Source organism: Selenomonas sp. FC4001 (assembly GCF_000701565.1).
Classification (GTDB): domain Bacteria; phylum Bacillota; class Negativicutes; order Selenomonadales; family Selenomonadaceae; genus Selenomonas_A; species Selenomonas_A ruminantium_B.
On the sequence record NZ_JNJF01000004.1, the window covers coordinates 185,644 to 205,010 of the forward strand.

The 19,367-nt window shown below is 51.6% G+C and carries 18 protein-coding genes, 1 tRNA gene and 1 riboswitch; all 19 genes read left to right on the plus strand.

Annotated features, from left to right (window positions below; genetic code table 11):
• The first annotated feature begins 81 nt into the window (after positions 1-81).
• The 19 genes from T320_RS00905 (at position 82) to T320_RS00995 (ending at position 19,336) form a co-directional block, all read left to right on the plus strand.
• Positions 82-1,392 carry a histidine-type phosphatase gene (locus T320_RS00905; protein WP_037352029.1) on the plus strand — a complete coding sequence of 437 codons (1,311 nt, stop codon included), beginning with the start codon at positions 82-84 and terminating at the stop codon, positions 1,390-1,392.
• 41 nt (positions 1,393-1,433) lie between these two features.
• Positions 1,434-1,558: riboswitch (FMN riboswitch) on the plus strand.
• 131 nt (positions 1,559-1,689) lie between these two features.
• A complete protein-coding gene (ribD, locus tag T320_RS00910; RefSeq protein WP_037352490.1) occupies positions 1,690-2,781 on the plus strand; it encodes a bifunctional diaminohydroxyphosphoribosylaminopyrimidine deaminase/5-amino-6-(5-phosphoribosylamino)uracil reductase RibD in 1,092 nt (363 codons plus the stop codon).
• 4 nt (positions 2,782-2,785) lie between these two features.
• On the plus strand, positions 2,786-3,424 hold the full coding sequence (locus tag T320_RS00915; RefSeq protein ID WP_037352032.1) for a riboflavin synthase: 639 nt from the start codon (positions 2,786-2,788) through the stop codon (positions 3,422-3,424).
• 16 nt (positions 3,425-3,440) lie between these two features.
• On the plus strand, positions 3,441-4,652 hold the full coding sequence (locus T320_RS00920) for a bifunctional 3,4-dihydroxy-2-butanone-4-phosphate synthase/GTP cyclohydrolase II (RefSeq protein WP_037352036.1): 1,212 nt from the start codon (positions 3,441-3,443) through the stop codon (positions 4,650-4,652).
• Between the two features lie 25 nt (positions 4,653-4,677).
• Positions 4,678-5,145: a 6,7-dimethyl-8-ribityllumazine synthase gene (ribE, locus tag T320_RS00925; protein ID WP_014424133.1), complete on the plus strand. Its 468-nt coding sequence runs from the start codon at positions 4,678-4,680 to the stop codon at positions 5,143-5,145.
• A 22-nt stretch (positions 5,146-5,167) separates the two neighbouring features.
• On the plus strand, positions 5,168-5,728 hold the full coding sequence (yfcE, locus tag T320_RS00930; protein ID WP_026766006.1) for a phosphodiesterase: 561 nt from the start codon (positions 5,168-5,170) through the stop codon (positions 5,726-5,728).
• Between the two features lie 52 nt (positions 5,729-5,780).
• Positions 5,781-6,659 (plus strand): Hsp33 family molecular chaperone HslO, encoded by an 879-nt coding sequence (hslO, locus tag T320_RS00935; protein ID WP_037352041.1) that lies wholly within the window; start codon positions 5,781-5,783, stop codon positions 6,657-6,659.
• Positions 6,660-6,923: 264 nt separating this feature from the next.
• Complete coding sequence (locus tag T320_RS14340) at positions 6,924-7,712, plus strand: helix-turn-helix domain-containing protein (RefSeq protein ID WP_074812673.1); 789 nt, start codon at positions 6,924-6,926, stop codon at positions 7,710-7,712.
• 89 nt (positions 7,713-7,801) lie between these two features.
• Positions 7,802-7,877: transfer RNA gene (locus T320_RS00945), tRNA-Lys, on the plus strand.
• A 68-nt stretch (positions 7,878-7,945) separates the two neighbouring features.
• Complete coding sequence (locus T320_RS00950; protein WP_037352044.1) at positions 7,946-8,656, plus strand: hypothetical protein; 711 nt, start codon at positions 7,946-7,948, stop codon at positions 8,654-8,656.
• Positions 8,643-9,644, plus strand: coding sequence for a nucleoid-associated protein (locus T320_RS00955; protein ID WP_037352047.1), 1,002 nt, complete (start codon positions 8,643-8,645; stop codon positions 9,642-9,644). Before T320_RS00950 ends, T320_RS00955 begins: the two co-directional genes overlap by 14 nt.
• Positions 9,645-9,656: 12 nt before the next feature.
• Complete coding sequence (hflX, locus tag T320_RS00960; RefSeq protein ID WP_037352050.1) at positions 9,657-11,456, plus strand: GTPase HflX; 1,800 nt, start codon at positions 9,657-9,659, stop codon at positions 11,454-11,456.
• Positions 11,457-11,463: 7 nt separating this feature from the next.
• A complete protein-coding gene (locus T320_RS00965) occupies positions 11,464-12,708 on the plus strand; it encodes a methionine gamma-lyase family protein (RefSeq protein WP_037352053.1) in 1,245 nt (414 codons plus the stop codon).
• Positions 12,709-12,928: 220 nt separating this feature from the next.
• The gene (locus T320_RS00970) at positions 12,929-14,083 is read left to right on the plus strand and encodes an acyltransferase family protein (RefSeq protein ID WP_037352056.1); all 1,155 of its coding nucleotides are present in this window, start codon (positions 12,929-12,931) and stop codon (positions 14,081-14,083) included.
• 8 nt (positions 14,084-14,091) lie between these two features.
• Positions 14,092-15,489, plus strand: coding sequence for a protein O-GlcNAcase (locus T320_RS00975; protein ID WP_231465813.1), 1,398 nt, complete (start codon positions 14,092-14,094; stop codon positions 15,487-15,489).
• A 120-nt stretch (positions 15,490-15,609) separates the two neighbouring features.
• A complete protein-coding gene (locus T320_RS00980; RefSeq protein ID WP_037352493.1) occupies positions 15,610-16,752 on the plus strand; it encodes a GspE/PulE family protein in 1,143 nt (380 codons plus the stop codon).
• 88 nt (positions 16,753-16,840) lie between these two features.
• A complete protein-coding gene (locus tag T320_RS00985) occupies positions 16,841-17,701 on the plus strand; it encodes an ROK family protein (protein ID WP_037352496.1) in 861 nt (286 codons plus the stop codon).
• 32 nt (positions 17,702-17,733) lie between these two features.
• Positions 17,734-18,534, plus strand: a complete 801-nt coding sequence (gene scpB, locus T320_RS00990) for a methylmalonyl-CoA decarboxylase (protein ID WP_037352062.1) — start codon at positions 17,734-17,736, stop codon at positions 18,532-18,534.
• Positions 18,535-18,583: 49 nt separating this feature from the next.
• On the plus strand, positions 18,584-19,336 hold the full coding sequence (locus T320_RS00995; protein WP_037352066.1) for a C39 family peptidase: 753 nt from the start codon (positions 18,584-18,586) through the stop codon (positions 19,334-19,336).
• The last annotated feature ends 31 nt before the right edge of the window (positions 19,337-19,367 follow it).

Sequence of the window (19,367 nt, forward strand, 5' to 3'; positions counted from 1 at the left end):
AGGATTGTTTCCTCTTACTATTAAGCCTATAATCAGAGATGTCGAATGAAACAAGTAAAACTTTTTGTAGGGGGATTCAAGATGAAATTAAAGAAGATGGCAGCTGCGATTTGCTTATCCATGCTGACTTTGTCCAGTGTCGTACAGGCAGAACGGCCCGCTAGTTTTCAGGACAACTATCAATTAAAAGAAATGGTGGTACTCAGCCGCCATAATATCCGCTCGCCGCTGTCCGGCAACGGTTCGGCGTTGGGAAATCTGACACCCCATGCGTGGTTCAAATGGACCTCCGGCCCCAGCGAGTTATCCCTGCGGGGCGGTCAGCTTGAAACCATGATGGGGCAGTATTTCCGCCAGCGTCTCGTAAAGGATGGCCTCATGACGGAAAACTATCTGCCCAAAGATGGGGAAATGCGTTTCTATGCCAACTCCATGCAGCGCACCATTGCGACGGCGCAGTATTTTTCCAGCGGCATGCTGCCGGTAGCTAACGTAACGATTGAACATAAGTTCGCGCCCAGCAAGATGGACCCGGTGTTCAATCCCCAGCTGACCTTCGTCAGCGATGCGTTCCGCAGCCAGGCCATGAAAGAAATCAGCGCCATGGGCGGGGCCAAGGGACTGCAGGGCATTAACGATAAGCTCAGCAGCCAGTACCGCACGTTGGAAAAGACTTTGGACTTGAAAGATTCGCCCATGGCCAAGAAAAATGGCTTCACCAAATTCCGCAATGATGATTTGCAGATTATGCTCGAAGTCAACAAGGAGCCGGCCATGAAGGGCTCTTTGAAACTGGCCAACTCTGCCAGCGATGCCTTTATCCTGCAGTATTATGAAGAAGCTGACACCACCAAGGCTGGCTTTGGCCATAAACTCAGCCAAAAGGAGTGGGAACACGTTGCCAGCGTAAAGGATGTTTATGGGGATGTACTGTTTACGGCTCCGAGCGTAGCCGTAAATGTGGCACATCCGCTGCTCCAGGAAATGAACAAGGAACTGGCACAGCCGGGCCGCAAATTCACGTTCCTCTGCGGCCACGATTCCAATATTGCCAGCGTACTGGCAGCACTGGATGTGGAAGAGTACAGCCTGCCCAACAGCATTGAGAAAAAGACGCCCATTGGCTCCAAGCTCGTTATCGAAAAATTTGCCGGTAAAGACGGCAAGGAATATGCAGCCATGAGCCTCGTATACCAGAATACGAAACAGCTGCGTGACAGAACGGAACTGACGCTTGCTAACCCGCCGGAAGTTTTCCCCTTGCAGCTGAAAGGGCTCAAAGCCAATGGCGATGGCCTGTACTTATTGAAGGATGTTCAGCAGCGTTTCCAGCAGGCTATTGCTGCGTATGACAAATTGCCTCAGGATAAAGCCGTACAGAAGGCAGCTTGATTTGCTTTTTTGTCCTATTTATGCTATCATAATGGACAGAGATTTGTCTTTGAGGCGGGGGGCAGTTCCCCACCGGCGGTATAGCCCGCAAGCCCTTATTTCTTCTAGGGCACGATTCGGTGAAATTCCGAAGCCGACCGTATAGTCGGGATGAGAAAAGGCATGTTATTTGCATGCATTGACAGCCACCGCGAAGGAAATCTTCGCGGTGGTTTTTGGTTTTCTTATCATCTAAGTCTCATTCACAAACCTTAGTTTTTAGTAATTGAGGTGAGGAATTTGCAAGATGAAGATTTTATGCGGGTGGCGCTAAATCTCGCCCGCAATGCCACGGGCCGCACTTCACCCAACCCCTTAGTCGGGGCCGTGATTGTGCGGGAAGGGCGCATCGTCGGTGCCGGCTGGCACCGCAAGGCAGGCACTCCCCACGCGGAAATCCACGCCCTGAATATGGCAGGGGATTTAGCTAGTGGCGCAACACTCTATGTGACCTTGGAGCCCTGTTCACATCATGGACGCACCGGCCCTTGTGCCGAGGCGGTGGTCAAGGCGGGCATCAAGCGCTGTGTCATCGCCATGGAGGACCCGAACCCCAAGGTGGCAGGCAAGGGCATTGCCATTTTGGAGCAGGCGGGCATCGAAGTGCGCTGCGGCGTGCTGGAAGACGAAGCCCGCGAGCTCAACGAGGTATTCCTGAAATGGATTACCGCGAAACGGCCCTTTGTGGTGCTGAAAACAGCCATGAGTCTGGATGGCAAGATTGCTACAGCCACAGGGAAGTCCCAGTGGATTACAGGCGAAGCTGCCCGCAGGCGCGGCCATGAATTCCGGGATATCTACGACAGTATTCTGGTGGGAATCGGCACGGTACTGGCAGATGACCCAAGTCTTACTACCCGCCTGCCGGATGGCGTCGGAAAAAATCCAGTGCGGGTTGTAGTAGACAGTCAGGCCAGAACACCGCTGACGGCCAAGGTCATTACCGATGGCCAGGCGCGGACGATTATCGCTGTATCCGGCCTGGCACCCGTGCATCGGATTGTTGCCCTGCGGGAAGCCGGTGCTGAGGTTATCGAAGCATTTGACAAGTCAAAATCTGACCTGTCAAAAGTTGACTTGTCAATCCTCATGGAAAAGCTCGGCGCCATGGAAATATCCTCCGTCTATGTGGAAGGCGGCGGCACCGTGAACTTCTCCCTGCTGAAGGCCGGGCTGGTGGATAAGGTATATGCCTTTATCGCCCCCAAGCTGATTGGCGGGCGCGAGGCGTTAACACCGGTGGAAGGCGAAGGCTTTGCCGAACTTACGGATGCGGTAGAGCTTGAACACACCACGGTAGAAACTATCGGCCAGGATATTTTATTGACCGGTTATGTAAAAGGGCGGTGAGGGATTGTTTACAGGCATAATTGAAGAAGTCGGCCATGTGAACCGCATTGGCGGCGGCAGTCTCGTCATTGACTGCCACAAGGTACTTGAAGATGTGCAGCTCGGAGACAGTATTGCCGTTAATGGCGTCTGCCTCACGGTCACGCATTTTGACAAGTCAGGTTTCACAGCAGATGTGATGCCGGAAACAGTGCGCCGCACATCACTGGCCGAACTCAAAAAAGGCAGTCCTGTGAATCTGGAACGGGCACTGACACTGGCCAGCCGTTTGGGCGGTCATATTGTCAGCGGCCATATTGACGGTACCGGTGAGATAGTCCAATTTGCTGATGAGGGCAATGCGATACTCATGACCATCAGCGCGGGGCCGGAACTTCTGCGGTATATCGTCGAAAAGGGCTCGGTGGCACTTGATGGCATCAGCTTGACGGTGGCCAAGGTGACGGACAGCGATTTTACCGTCAGCCTGATTCCCCATACGCGGGAGGTCACGAATCTCGGCAGTAAAAAGACAGGCAGCCCCATCAATATCGAAACGGATGTGCTGGGCAAGTATGTGGAAAAAATGCTGCAAGGCCAGCGTGAACCGCAGCAGTCCCAGAGCACGTTAACCCTGGATTTTCTCAGGGAAAATGGTTTTTAATTAAGGAGATTTTAATATGTCAGATTTTGCAACGGTTGAACAGGCAATCGAAGATATAAAGAACGGCAAGATGGTTGTGGTGGTCGATGATGAAGACCGCGAAAATGAGGGCGATTTGATTGTCGCTGCGGCTACGGTTACGCCGGAAGATGTCAATTTCATGGCTACTTATGCCAAAGGGCTTATCTGCACGCCGATTGACGGCAAGCGCCTTGACGAGCTCAATATCGGGCAGATGGTGGTTAACAATACGGATAACCATGAGACGGCATTCACGGTATCCATTGACGCTTTTGATACGGAAACGGGTATTTCCGCTTATGAGCGCTGCCAGACCATCAAAAAACTTTTGGACCCCAAGGCCAAGGCATCGAGTTTCCGCCGTCCGGGCCATGTATTCCCGCTGCGTTCGGTAGAGGGCGGCGTGCTGCGCCGTGCTGGTCATACGGAAACCACCACGGATTTGGCACGCCTGGCCGGTTTCTATCCCGCAGGTCTTTGCTGCGAAATCATGGATGATGACGGTCACATGATGCGCACGCCGAAACTCATTGAGTTCGCCAAGGAACACAATCTCCATATGATTACGGTTAAGGCTCTGATTGAATACCGCAAGCGTACGGAATCCTTCGTACAGAAGGTCGCAGATGTGGATTTCCCGAGCAAGTTCGGCCATTTCCGCATTAAGTCCTACGAAAGCAAGCTCGATGGCAAGTGTCATCTGGCTATCGTCAAGGGTGATGTGGAAGGCAAGAAGGATGTGCTCGTGCGCGTGCATTCCGAATGTCTGACGGGCGATGCACTTGGCTCCCTGCGCTGTGACTGCGGTGACCAGCTGCAGGCGGCACTCAAGAAAATCGAAGCAGCTGGCGAAGGTGTCGTGCTCTATATGCGTCAGGAAGGCCGCGGCATTGGCCTGGCCAACAAAATGCGCGCCTATGCCCTGCAGGACAATGGCCGCGATACGGTGGAGGCCAATGTGGAACTGGGCTTTGCCCCGGATTTGCGCGACTATGGTATCGGCGCACAGATTCTTGCGGATTTGGGCCTGACGAGCATTCGCTTGATGACCAACAATCCGGCTAAGCGTGCAGGCCTTGAAGGTTATGGCCTGACCATTACGGAGCGCGTGCCGCTGATGATTCATGCCAACAAGTTTGACAAGAAGTATCTGACTATCAAAAAGACGAAGATGGGCCATCTCTTAAATGATGACACCTTAAAATAATTTATGATTTTAGGAGGAAATGACAATGGCTAATGTTATTGAAGGATTTATTACCGCAAAAGATATGAAGGTGGGTATTGTAGTAGCCCGCTTTAACGAATTCATCACGAGCAAGCTCTTAGGCGGCGCGTTGGATGCCCTGCATCGCCATGAAGCTAAGGACGAAGATATTGATGTGGCCTGGGTTCCGGGCGCATTTGAGATTCCCGTTGTGGCCAAGAAGATGGCCGAATCCGGCAAGTATGATGCCGTTATCGCGCTGGGCGCTGTCATCCGTGGTTCGACGACCCACTATGACTATGTCTGCAACGAGGTTTCCAAGGGTGTTGCCCAGGTTGGCATGCAGACGGGAGTACCGACTATCTTTGGCGTGGTGACCACGGAAAACATCGAGCAGGCTGTGGAACGCGCAGGCACGAAGGCCGGCAACAAGGGTACGGATGCTGCTATGGCTGCTATGGAAATGGCAAACCTGCTGAAGAAAATCGGCTAAGTATTTAGGAGGCTGGAAGCAAATGAAAATTGGCATTATCAGCGATACGCATGGCCATGAGGGCGCATGGCAGACCGCTTTTGACAAGCAGTTCCATGATGCGGATATGATTCTTCATGCCGGCGATGTGCTCTATCATGGACCGCGCAATCCGATGAAGGCGGACTATAATCCGGCCGGACTTGTGGAAAAAATCAACAACTGCCCGGTGCCGGTCATCATTGCCAAGGGTAACTGTGATTCTTCTGTGGATGCCAGTTGTCTGGAACTGCCCATTGAAGCGCCTTATGCCTATGTGGTAGCTGAAGGACTGCGCATTATCGTGACTCACGGCGATGCCGTGATGACGGATGCCGAAAAGGATAAACTGGCGGCACACTTGAAAGCTGACCTCTTTATCAGCGGGCATATCCATACCACGGTGCTCGAAAAGCGGGGCAATACCGTCTTTTTGAATCCGGGTTCGGCGGCTCTTTCCAAGCGGGAAGACAAGCGCAATACCTTTGCGGTGCTGGACAAAAAGACGATTTCGATTTATGATATTGATACGGACGAAGTTCTGGCAACTTATACGTTTGATTGACAAGCAGGCCTTCCCGCAGGGGAGGGCCTTTATTATTGAGAGGAAAGATGTAATGAAAGACCATTTAGTAAAAGCCACGGCCGATGGTGTACGCATTTATGCGGCAGTGACTACGGATTTAGTAAATGAGGCAATTCGCCGCCATGACTGCTATCCGGTGGCGGCAGCAGCCCTGGGGCGCACGATGACCGGGGCACTTTTGCTTGCCGCCAACCTCAAGAACAAGGAAGCTCTGACGGTGAAGTTTAACGGCGGCGGCCCCTTGGGCATTGTGACTGCCGATGCTACGCCGGAAGGTTATGTGCGCGGTTATGTGGGCAATCCCCATGTGAACCTGCCCCTTAATGAAAAGGGCAAGATTGATGTGGGCGGCGGTGTCGGCACGAATGGTACCGTGTCTGTGACCCGTTTTACGGGCCTTAGAAATCCGATTACGGGCAGCTGTGAAATCACCGATGGCGAAATCGCCGACGACCTGACGAAATATCTCTATGTTTCCGAGCAGACGCCGTCGAGTATCGGTCTGGGCGTTCTGGTGAACCCGGAGTTTAAGTGCATTGGTGCGGGCGGTTTCTTTATTCAGCCGCTGCCGGATGCTACGGAAGAATGTATCTCGAAGCTCGAAGCCAACCTGCAGAAGGTCAATTCCGTTTCGCATATGGTGGAGAAGGGCTATTCGGCCAAGGACATCATTGCCGAAATGCTGCAGGGCTTTGACATCAACTATATGTCAGAAACAGATTTGGCCTTCAAGTGTCATTGCTCCAAGGAAATGCTCTTTAACGTGCTCATCAGCCTGGGCAAGGAGGATTTGGACAGCCTGGTTGCCGATGGCAAGGCGGAAGTTTCCTGTCACTTCTGCAATGAGAAGTATGAATTTACCGGCGAGGAGCTGCAGGAACTGGCAGCAGCTGCCGATAAAGTTCGCTAAGACTACTACTATGGTAGTAGCTGCTTGCAAAGTTTCTACCTTTGGAGCATTGTAGTCACCACTCGCCCAGCGTATAATAATTTTTGTCACTTGGGGAAGTGATGACACACAAATGCCTTCAAGAGTGGGGAAGCTTTGCAGGTAAAGGAATTATATTTAGAAAAAGCAGGTCTTGTATGGCCTGCTTTTTTAGTGTATAATGAGGCAGATGTGTGTTATGGTATTTGTGTGTTAATAACGAATCCCCAAGAAAGGCAGGAATGTATGCTGCAACTGAATGAACAGGAATGCTGGCAGATGTCAACGGGACTGACCCGTATTATGACTGCTTCCGTTGAAGATTTCCGGCATATTGTGTTCGAAGTTTTAAGTGAGATTGCTCCGTTTGACTGTGGTGTTTCCTACGTAGTGAAGAATAACCCCAACCACAAGGACTGTCTCGAACCCTTAGCCCATCCCCAGGCTAAGTTTGTCCCCACGGTTACCGAAATTTTCCGAGCGGCAGAACTGGCTCACAAATCCAGCGCTTATACATCCATGGAGTGGCAGAATAAATCCTTTATTTTTCGCGACTCCGATATGTTTAGCGAAGAATTTTTATCCAATACTGAAATCGGTCGCATGATTCATGACGAATGGGGCATGAGTTATGCCTGCAAGATTTTCTTGGTGCATAACGACCTGCTCTTAGGCAAGTTCTGGCTGCTGCGTCAGGAAGAAAGCGGTAATTTCCAGGAGAAGGAACTCTTTCGCCTGCGCTTGTTGGAACCGCTGGTTACCCGGAAGATGTATGAATTCCATCCCCAGAACGATAAGGGGCGTTATGCCAAGAAAGTGCTGACGGAACGCTTCGGCCTCACCGACCGGGAGCGTCAGATTACCGGTCTTATCTGCCGGGGCATGACCAATCAGCAGATAGCCGACAAACTGTTCTGCGCGGAAACCACGGTAAAGAAGCATATCTCGTCCATCGCCAAAAAGATGAACGTGTCCAACCGCACGGAAATCTTTCATTGCTGTTTGATGGAGAATGCGGTGCAGAGTTTTATCTAAGTTAAATTTTAGAAAAAAAATTAAAAAAGTCCTTGACGCAAGGGAATGTTGGTGTTATTATAGTACATGTCCTTGAGAACAGGGCGCATGACTCACTAGCTCAACTGGCAGAGCAACTGACTCTTAATCAGTAGGTTCACGGTTCGATTCCGTGGTGGGTCACCATTTGATTTTACAAGCTCTTAGGCGCTGCCTGGGAGCTTTTCTTGTATTATAGGCAATGAGGGACGAAGATGAAAGAAGATACCATTGCTAAGATAAAAGAGGAAACCGACGGCTGGGAATATATGGCCAATCTGCCGGAGGAATGGCATGGCTTCAAGCTGCGGCGGGAGCCGGTCATCGGCAAGGATAAATATGATTTGTATGCCTATGTCAACGAGGATTGGCATAAGAGTGCCATCGTCTACTTCCATGAGGAAACCCATGAGTACAAGGTGCGGCTGAAAATCGGCCTGATTGAGTTCGCCCGCATTGAGTTTATCACGGCGAAGCTTTCTGTGTTCGAGGAGCTTTTGGTTGCACAGTTTGAACAGGTGCTCCAGGATATGGCGCAGTTTAATTCGGCCACCCTCAGCAGTATTGTCAAGGGGCTCAATCTGCCGGAGTGGCAGTATGGCCTTGACCTGCCGGCAGAGAATGAAGGCTTTGAACTCTTTATCCGTCCGGCGGAACCTGTCAAAATCAACAATGGTTCCTATATCGTCATCGATTATGTGGATTTTACCTTGGCCAGCAGTTTTACGGTTTACTACAATATCTACCGGGATGAATTCTTCTCCGAGGCGCGGATTTGGAATATCCCCGATGTAAATTACGACTTTGACTCCAGTGACCTGCGGGAACTGGAAGAAAAACTGAGCAGCCGCATGCCCGCCCGCCTGCAGCAGGTGCGAAAATGGGCAGAGGAACAGAAGGAGCAGATACATTATGGTAATAATTGATAAAGCGATTTTACATATACTCGATTTCAACTCCGGCATGACGGTGTATTCGGATGAGGAACTCACGGTACAGGACAGCATTGAAACCTTCCTGCTCAAGCATATCGAAAAATCCTGGGGCAGTCAGGATGCCAAGCCGGGTGCTTTTTATGATGACAGCCATTGCGCCCAGCTCATTAAGGAATATTTGAGCGGCGAAATGAGCTTTGTGCCGTTCTCGAAAGAGCTCACCAAGAAACTCGAAGATGCTTTCGTCCATGCCGAGGAAATGGCTTCGAGTGATGTGATTGTGGCTGATGTACGCATTGACGACCGGCGGCAGATTGTGATTTTTAAGTCCAATAGCCATATCGGCTACACCCATCAGGTCAATCAGACGGAAGCTGGCATCAAGAACGAAATCATCAATCATTATTCGATTATGCCGAACCTCTCACAGAAGATGGAGGAATTTGCCTTTATCGACACGGAGAGCAAGGAAATCTCGGTGACGGCGAAAAAATACACCATTGACGGCAACAGCATTCTGGTCTTTCCCGAAATCCTCTTGGAATGCAGCCTGACCCCATCGCCCAAGGAGGCCATCAAGAACCTCAGCAAGACGGCAGCGAAGGTCGCTGAGGCTTATGGGCAGGACAAAGTGGCCACGGAAGCAGCGGTCAAGAGTTATGTAACGGAAAACATGCAGAATACCGACGAGCTGGATTTGGTGGAGGCCGGCAAGGAAATCTTCAAGGAAAATCCTTCCATGCAGGCAGATTTTGACAATGCCATCAAGGAGGCAGGCTTTACCGAACCCGTGAAGATGGACCAGGAAGCGACCATCAAAAAGATGTGCAAGCATAAGCTCAAGACCGATACAGGCATTGAGCTCACGATTCCCTCGGAGTATTTTGACAACACGGAGTTCATGGAGTTCCATAACAATGAGGATGGGACTCTGTCGATTATGCTCAAGCATATCGGCAATATTGTAAACCGTGGCTGATAGGAGATGGCTATGCAAGTAAATGGCGATTTAGCCAATATCAAAACCTATATCCTCGAAAAACTCAAGGCACTCTATGATATGCGGGTGCCCATCGGGCAGATTTCCACGCGGGAACTCAATGAGGAAATGCTCGCCATCACCGAGGATACAGACAGGGAAGTGGCGGTATACTTAAACCGTCAGGGCAAGGTGATGCAGGTATCCTTGGGCGATACGGCGACGGTGGATTTACCGGAGTTCAAGCAAAAGACCCGCTCGGATTTGCGACTGTCGGGAATTCGCTGCATTCATACCCATCCGAGCGGGGATGTGCGCCTGAGTGCGCCGGATTTATCCTCACTGCGCCGCCTGCGCTTTGACTGCATGGCGGCCATTGGGCGCAAGGATAAAAAGATTATCGGTTGCCTGGCGTTCTTTGCGGGCGAAATGAGCGAGGACGGTACGCAGCTGCTGACGCAGTATGGCCCCGCAGAGGATAAGATACTCGCACAGATTAACTTGAATCTTTTGGTGACTGTCGTCAATAAGAAATTGGCGGCCCAGAGCACCAAGAGCACCGATGATGAAGTGGAACGCGCCATCCTTGCGGGTGTGGAACGTCCTGGCAGCAGCTGGCCTATTGAAGAATCCATGGCCGAACTCGAACGCCTGGCCGATACGGCTGGTGCCAAAGTAGTAGCGACCTTTACCCAGCGCAAGGAAAAGCCGGATGCGGCGTTTTTCTTAGGCCGCGGGAAGGTCAATGAGCTGGCGATGGAGATTCAGAACTTAGAAGCAACGCTTCTGATTCTCGATGATGAACTGACGCCTTCCCAGCAGCATAATCTGGAGCGGATGCTAGGCGTCAAGGTCATTGACCGCACGGCGCTGATTCTCGATATCTTTGCCCAGCGGGCGCGCTCCCGTGAAGGCAAATTGCAGGTAGAACTTGCCCAGCTCCGCTACAATCTGCCCCGCCTTAGCGGGCAGGGGTTAGCACTATCCCGTCTTGGCGGTGGCATCGGTACCCGCGGCCCCGGTGAAACGAAGCTCGAAGTGGACAGGCGGCGCATCTACAGCAAGATTCACGATATCGAAGAACAGATTGACGGCATGAAGAAAAGCCGCAGCCTGCACCGCAAGCGCCGCAAGGAGTCGCAGATTCCGCTCGTGGCTCTGGTGGGCTATACCAATGCGGGCAAGTCCACACTCTTAAACAAGCTTACAGGGTCCGAGGTCTTTGCCGAGGATAAGCTCTTTGCGACCCTTGACCCGACAACCCGCCATCTGCAGCTGCCGGAAAAGCAGGAGATGCTCCTGACCGATACGGTAGGCTTTATCCAAAAACTGCCCCATACTCTGGTCAAGGCCTTCCGGGCAACTTTGGAGGAAGTGCAGGAGGCTGATTTGCTGCTCCATGTGGTGGACTGCAGCAATGAAAACCTCGAAGCCCAGATTGAAGCGGTGGTGGCGGTGCTCAAGGAGCTGGAGGCGGACGATAAGCCCGTGCTCTTTGTGTTCAACAAGGCCGACCAGCTAGACAATCCCCATATCCGGGAGCAGCTGCTCCACGGCCGGGATGGGGTCTTTATCTCCGCCATGACGGGAGAAAATCTCGATGGTTTGCAGCGCCGTATCGAAGGCTTTTTCCAGGAAAGCCAGGTGCGCATGACGCTCTTGATTCCTTATGATGAAGGGGCGGCGGTCACGAAACTGCATAAGTTAAATGCCGTGGTGGAAACGGCGTATGAGGAGACAGGCACAAAGGTGGAAGTGCGCCTGCCCTTATCGGAAAAAGATAATTTCACAAAGTATGAATTAAAGGAGTAAGTTTACATTGGCTTTTTCACAAAAAATCGTTGACTTAAAGAAGGAAGTATTGGCAGAGTCGCAGGAGCTTTTTGCACATGTAGATGCGATTGCCGAGGAAAATACGCTGAAAGTGCTCGATGCCATGCGCGAATGCAAGGTGTCCGACGCGCATTTCAACACGACTTCCGGCTATGCCTATGACGATATCGGCCGCAGCAAGCTTGAAGAACTCTATGCGAACATCTTTGGTGCAGAACGCGCTTTGGTGCGCACGCAGTTTGTGTCCGGCACCCATGCACTCGCTACGGTGCTCTTTGGCATCCTGCGCCCCGGTGATGAGCTCGTATCGCTGACAGGTAAGCCCTATGACACCATGCAGACGGTTATCGGCTACGATAATCCCAGCCCCGGTTCCCTCAAGGAATTCGGCGTGCTCTATAACGAACTGCCCATGATTGATGGCAAAGTTGATATGGACGGCATTAAAAACGTCATCACCGACAAGACCAAGATGGTGGAGATTCAGCGTTCTCGTGGCTACAGCATGCGTAATCCCCTGTCTATTGAGGACATTAAGGCCATCTGCGCCGAAGTGCACCGCCTTAAGCCGGACTGCATCTGCTTCGTGGATAACTGCTATGGTGAGTTCGTGGATACGCTGGAACCGACGCAGGTAGGCGCAGATATTATGGCGGGTTCGCTGATTAAAAACCCTGGCGGCGGCATTGCCCCGACGGGCGGCTATATTGTCGGCAAGGATAAATTGGTGGAACTGGCTTCCTATCGTCTGACGGCACCGGGCATGGGCGATGAACTGGGCGCAAGCCTCGCCAACAACCGCCTGCTGTTCCAGGGACTGTTCTTAGCCCCCCATGTAGTGGCGCAGTCCATCAAGGGCGCCATCTTTGCCGCTGGCATGTTTGCCCGCTTAGGCTATAAGACGCTGCCGCTGCCCACGGATGTGCGCGGCGATATCATTCAGGCCATCGAGCTCGGTACAGCCGAAAAGATGGTAGCTTTCTGCGGCGGCATTCAAAAGTATTCCCCTGTGGATTCCTATGCGGCACCGGAGCCTTGGGATATGCCGGGCTATGCCGACCAGATTATCATGGCGGCAGGTACCTTCGTGCAGGGCGCGTCCATTGAATTCAGTGCCGACGGCCCGATGCGCGCACCTTACAACGTCTATTTGCAGGGCGGTCTGACCTTTGAACATGCCGTTATCGGCATTATGGGCGCAGCGCAGGCCATTGAGGATTTGGACAAGTAAAACTAAATATTGCTTCCCTTTACAAAAAGTATAATTATAGGGTATGATATAAAAGCAAGGATGGCACAAGCCATCCTGTTTTACTATGAACACTTAGCGAGCACAAGCCAAAGGCGCAGTGGGAGCTTAGTGTTCGTGTAAGGGCGTGTGGACACTGAAAGTGTCCATTAAGCTTGCTATGAAATAGATGTAGATAATACTTTTTAGAATAGAGGCAGTTATGTTAATCGAATTAAAAAATAAGCGGCGGCTGCCCGCAATAGACATCTTCCGGGGATTGGCTATTGCCGTTATGCTGCTGGTCAATTCCCTGCCGAACTTTGAACAGGCTTATCCGCTTTTGCTGCATGCTCCCTGGGCGGGGCTGACGCTGGCGGATTTGGCTTTTCCGGGGTTTGTCTTTATCATGGGCACAGCGGGGGCTTTGTGGTTTCCCAAGCATGAGTGGGACAATTCGTGGGATAAGTTCAATACGATTTTCCGGCGCTCTGCGCTGCTGATTTTATTGGGCATCGTGTTGAATCAGCTGCCAATACTATTGCAGCATATTTTTTATCCAACTGCGGATGTTTCCTTATGGACGGATATTGTCGAACATGGCCGGTTGATGGGGGTTCTTCAGCGGCTGGGGCTGGTGTATTTCTTTGGTATGATTATCACCTGGTGGCTGCGCAGTGAAAAGCTGATTGCCATTATGGCATTGCTGCTGTTGGTGCTGTCTTCCACCTGTTTCCATCTTTACGACACCACCAATCCGTTCAGCCCGGACAACAACATCAGCATGCTGATTGATGGCTTGTTCCCCGGTGTAGCGCACTGTTATCAAGGAAAAGCCTTTGACCCAGAGGGGCTTTATGGAACCATCGCGGCTACGGCATCTTTTTTGTGGGGGATGTTGGCTGGAAAACAGTTGACGCTGAAGAGCGCCCCTGTGTTTGAACGCGTGCTGTTGCTATTGGTTAGCGGTACGGTTTTGCTGATTATGGGCGGCGCCTGGAGCTATTTGGATATCATCAGCAAACAGCTGTGGACGGCGCCTTATGTGCTCTTGACCAGCGGCGGTTTTATGTGGTTGTTGGGACTCTTGCAGGTGTCGTGCAGTCTGTTTCCTGGCTTTACGGAGTGGCTGTTTACGCCGTTCCGCTTATTGGGGCATAATCCGCTGTTTATGTTTGTCGTTCCGGACAGGATTTTATTATTCCTTTGGTATCTGCCGGTTCATGGCGTGCCGGTTTATGTCTGGCTTTGGCAAAATACGCTGTTAGGGCTATTGGGCGCACCGCTCAGTATACTATTTTATGCCGCGCTTTGGGTAGTGCTTTGGCTGCCGGTAGCCAATTTCCTCTATAAACGGCAGATTATCTTCAAGCTGTAAAGGTGGTTATGATGATGAAATTCTTGACAATCAAATGGAAATGGGTGTTGGGGCTGACAGCGATGCTGGCTGTGGCAGTCTATGGCAGTATGCCTGCGTTCAGTGCTCCGGCTGTTCCATTGCGGGGTGTGGTGGAAGGTTTTTATGGTACGCCTTGGTCGCAGGCCGACCGGCTCTCCATGCTGCAATTCTGCCATGAACATAAGCTGAATGCCTATATCTATGCACCCAAGGACGATGCCTATCATCGCGCAAAATGGCGGGAGATGTATCCGGCCGATAAGATGGCTGAGCTGCAAGCCTTGATTGACGAGTCAAAAAAACAGCAGGTCAAATTTATCTTTGCGATTTCCCCGGGGCTGGATATTCACTTTAGCGGGCAGGAAGCTGAGCAGGACAAGCAGGCTATGCTGAAAAAACTTACCGCCATGTACGATATGGGCGTAAGGGATTTTGCGATTTTCTTTGACGACATCAAAAATAAGGACGGCAAGGGTCAGGCAGAATTTCTCAACTGGGTCAACGCCAACTTTATCGCGAAGCATACGGACATTTCCCCGCTGATTACCGTGCCAACGGAATACTATCGTCTGGACATGGAAAGCGAAGGCACAATAAAGGAATACACCCAGAATTTTTCCACCACACTTGATAAGAATATCCTCGTGCTCTACACCGGTGATAAGGTGGTGCCCGATGGGCTGACGGATGAAGAATATGCCAAAGCCAATGCGCTTTATGGCCGTCAGCTGGGCGTATGGTGGAACTATCCTGTCAGCGATTATCTGGAAGCTAAGCTGGCCTTGGGACCTGTGGAAAAACTGCCCGTAAAGGCAAATATGCCGGCCATCTTCTTCAATCCCATGAAGCATGCGGAGCTCTCCAAGATTTCACTGGCCACAGGTGCAGATTATGCCTTAAATCCCGGCAAATACGATGCACAGCAGGCCTGGCACAAAGCCCTTAAAGCACAGTATGGCAATTTGGCTGCGGATATGGAAGCCTTTGCTGACCAAAGTCAGCATATGGTGGTGAGCTGGGCAATTATCGGCCCCGAAGACGGTGCCGCCCTGCGGAAGCTTATGGATGCGTATTGGCAGAATCCCAATGACAGCAACCGCGAAAAACTGCTCGCTGACCTGTCAAAAATTGACAAGTCAATTTTGACCTTACAAAAGGAACTGTCCCCCAATGTGTTAAAGGAATGTCAGCCCCAGCTCGAACAGTTCCGCCGCATCTTGCAGGCCGACAAACTTGGTCTGGAAGTGCTGGCTGGCGACCAGAGCAAGCAGGCAGCATTCCAGCAGGCCGTAAAAGAAGTGAAGGCACACGAACCCCAGGTTTTGATTTCAGAAAAAACAGCCCGGGCCTTTATGGATGAATTACAACAACATATGGAAAAATAACGGATAAGCGGTCGAAAGGCCGCTTATTTTTTTAGGCAATAATTGCCTGACATTCAGCAGGATAAAGACAGTATGCTATCGAAGTAGACATATATCTTAAAACGAAGGACAGGGATGGCTATGGATAACGAAGAAAACTTTTGGCGTATCTTAATCAGCCAATGCCGTCAGGAGGCCAGACAAAAGGACGCAGGTGGCACCGAAAACTCTGCCATTGTGCGGCTCGCAAATTTTCTGCTATTGCAGGCCATTGAGCAGCAGGCCAGCGATTTACATATGGAACCCTATGGCGAGGAATTGCGGTTCCGTTTGCGGGTGGATGGCTTACTGACGGAACTGCCCTTTCGCCTGCCGGCAAGTTTAGCACCGATGCTGATTTCCCGCTTCAAGGTGCAGGGGAATATGGATATTGCCAAACACCAGCAGCCCCAGGATGGTTCCTTTATCTTTGCCGAGCAGGGACATAAAGTGGATGTACGGGCGGCCGTTATGCCTGTGGCAGGCGGCGAAATGCTGACCCTGCGCCTGCTGGATTTGCAGGAAGATTTGCTGCGTCTCGGGGAGTTGGGCTTTACACCAGACAAAGAAACGCAGTTCCGTAAGCTTCTCAACCGTCCCGCAGGCCTGATTATCGTCTGCGGTCCTATGAATTCCGGGAAGAGCACGACCCTATACGCCGCCCTGCGGGAACTCAATACCGCGGCCAGAAAATGGATTACCCTCGAAGACCCCATCGAACGCCATATTCAGGGAATCAATCAGGTGCAGATAAATACCAAGGCCGGGCTGACCTATGCCAGCGGCTTGCGGGCGATTTTACGGCAGGATGCGCAGGGGATTCTGCTTGGCGAAATCCGTGACGAGGAAACCGCCATGATGGCCGTGCGCATGGCGCTGACCGGTCACTTGCTGCTGACAACTCTCCATACGGAAAATGCCGTAGCGGCCGTGTTCCGCATGCTGGAAATGGGCGTACCGCCGTATCTTCTGGCCGCCACCCTGTCCGGCGTACTAGCCCAGCGCCTGGTACGCCGCTGTGTGGATGCGGAGCAGGAAATTTATCGTGGCAGGCTGGCCTTGCAGGAACTGCTCGTAATTGACCCGTCAATCCGTGAGGCCATTCTGACCGGTCAAAGCCGGGAAAAACTTGAAGGAATCGCCATAAAGCAGGGCATGGAATCCCTATGGAAGGACGGCGAAGCCAAAGCTGCTGCCGGACTTACAACACTTGCCGAAGTGGGGCGCGTACTCTATGGCAGCTGAATTTGATAAACACAGCTTAGCAGGTTTTGCGCGATAAAGCGCGAATCTATACAATATGCTTTTCAGCATGGAACAGGGGGATATAAACATGCAATATGCGTGCGTAGATATTGGTGGCACAGCCATCAAATACGCCATGATGACAGAAGATGGAAAAATTTTGACCAAAGGTCAGGTTTTGACCAATGTAGAAAAAGATGGCAGCCAGGACATTCCGCGAAAAATCGCAGCCATTGTGCAAACTCTGCAAAAGGAATGTGGTCAGGCAGAAGGCGTAGCGGTCTGTTCGCCGGGACTTATTGATGCCGAAAAAGGCGAAGTCATTTTCGCCGGCCCCAACTTTCCCGGCTATACAGGCATGAAGCTGCGAGCAGAAATCGAAGCACTGACCCATCTGCCCTGCACCGTGGAAAATGATGTAAATGCAGCGGGTCTCGGCGAAAGCTGGCTTGGCGCAGGCAAGGGGGCCAAGAGTGCCTTTTGTATCTTCGTTGGCACAGGCATAGGGGGCGCTTTGGTGCTGGACGGTCATCTCATCCATGGGGCATCAGCGGCGGCAGGTGAAATTGGCTTTCTGCCTTTTGCAGGCGGATCACTGGAACAGCTGGCCAGCATGACGGCCCTGCTGCAAAATACCGGCGCCGCCACAGGTGAGGAAGTTTTTCAGCGGGTCGCAGCCGGTGATGAGAACGCCCTGGCAGCACTTGAGGACATGACGCAAAAGATTGCCTATGGCCTTGCCGAAATCTGCTGTATCGTCAATCCTGAGGTTTTGATTATGGGTGGTGCGGTGATGGCCCAGCGGGAATTTTTTGAGCCGCGCCTCAAACGCCATCTGGAAAAACTGCTGCCGGAAGCCCTGCTGAAAAACACGCGCCTTGCCTTTGCAGAGCTTGGAACATCTGCCGGTTTTACCGGTGCTTTGTGCCATTTTCTGCAACGGCAGTAAAAATGGATGAACATGGGAGAGGAGAATGGGATATGTTAGTGAACACTGTGATGAAAGACCGTATTGCCTATGTCGAGATGTGCAACGGCAAGCATTTCAACTGTTTAAGCGAGGACATGTGCCATGAGCTGATTGAAGCCATTCAGGATGCTTATGCCAAGGAATGTGTGGGCATCGTGCTCGAAGCTGAGGTGAATCGCAATGTCTGGAGTGCCGGCCATGATATTCACGAACTGCCGCAGGATGGCAGTGACCCGCTGGCCTTTTATGTGCCCATGGAAAAGCTGCTACGGGAAGTGCAGGACACGCCGATTCCCGTGATTGCCTGCGTGGACGGCACCGTATGGGGCGGAGCCTGTGACCTCTGCCTGTCCTGCGATATGATTGTCAGCTCCAAGGATGCCACCTTTGCCATCACGCCGGCAAAAATCGGCATTCCCTACAACGCTTCGGGTATCATGCACTTTATCAACCAGCTGGGCATCAACAAGGCCCGTGAGATGTTCTTCCTGGCCACGCCCATCACGGCCGAAGATGCACTGAACGTAGGCCTTATCAACCGTGTGGCAGAAGACTCGAAAGCCTTGAAAGAGATGCTGGAGGAGCAGTTCCTGACTCCTTTGCGCCACAACAGCATTCTTTCCATCAGCGCCATCAAGCGGCAGTTCCGCATTCTTTCCCGTGCCTCGACGGTAATCAGTGCCGAGAGCTTCGAGCGCATCAATGCGTATCGCAACATCGTGTACTGCGGAGACGATTATAAGGAGGGCATCAATTCCTTCCTCGAAAAACGGAAGCCTGCGTACAAGGGCAAAGCCATGGACTTGGATTAAGCCGTTGTCTGTCAAGATAATAGAGGTAAAACAGAAGGGACGAATACAGATGAAAAAGACACTCGCAGTCACTATGCTGGCAGCAATCGTTTGTGCCGGTTCGGCTTTTGCTGCACCAACGGCAAAGGACGGAGTTATACCATACCCGCAGGGACAGCTTCCCAATCATGAGGGTGCGTGGTCTGCCCCAGCAGAAATCAATCACGCGGATTCACCGTACTTCAAGCATGTAAATGTCTATGAGCTCGAGAGCATCAACGGGCGCCGGGTGATTATGCCGCATTATCCCAGCTACCAGCAAACAACGGAGTATACCTGCGGTCCTGCGGCAGCTTTGACCATGCTTTATTGGTACGGCAGGCAAAACTATGACGAACTGACGCTGGCCAAGGAAATGAAAACCCGGCCGTATCCCTATGGTACAAGCGTCAAGGATATGGTCAAATTCTTTGAAAAAATTGGCTGGCAGGTGGAAAGCAGCTTGCATGGAGATAAGATCAGCCGCTATGAGGATTTCCGTGATTTCGTATGGTATTATCTGGAAAAGGGCAGACCGATTTTGGTGGAAAATGTGGAATGGGGCGGCCACTGGCGCGTGATTATCGGCTATGATACCATGGGAACCGAATCTACGCTGGATGATATGCTGATTTTGGCTGACCCTTACGATACTTGCGACCACAATCAGGACGGCTATACAACCCAGAATGCACAGAGTTTCTTTTCCATGTGGTTTGATCACTTTATCCTGCCCAAGAGCGAACAATATCAGCCGTGGATTGTTGCCTATCCGAAGGATTAAGTGCCCGCATAAAAAGATAGACATTTCGAGG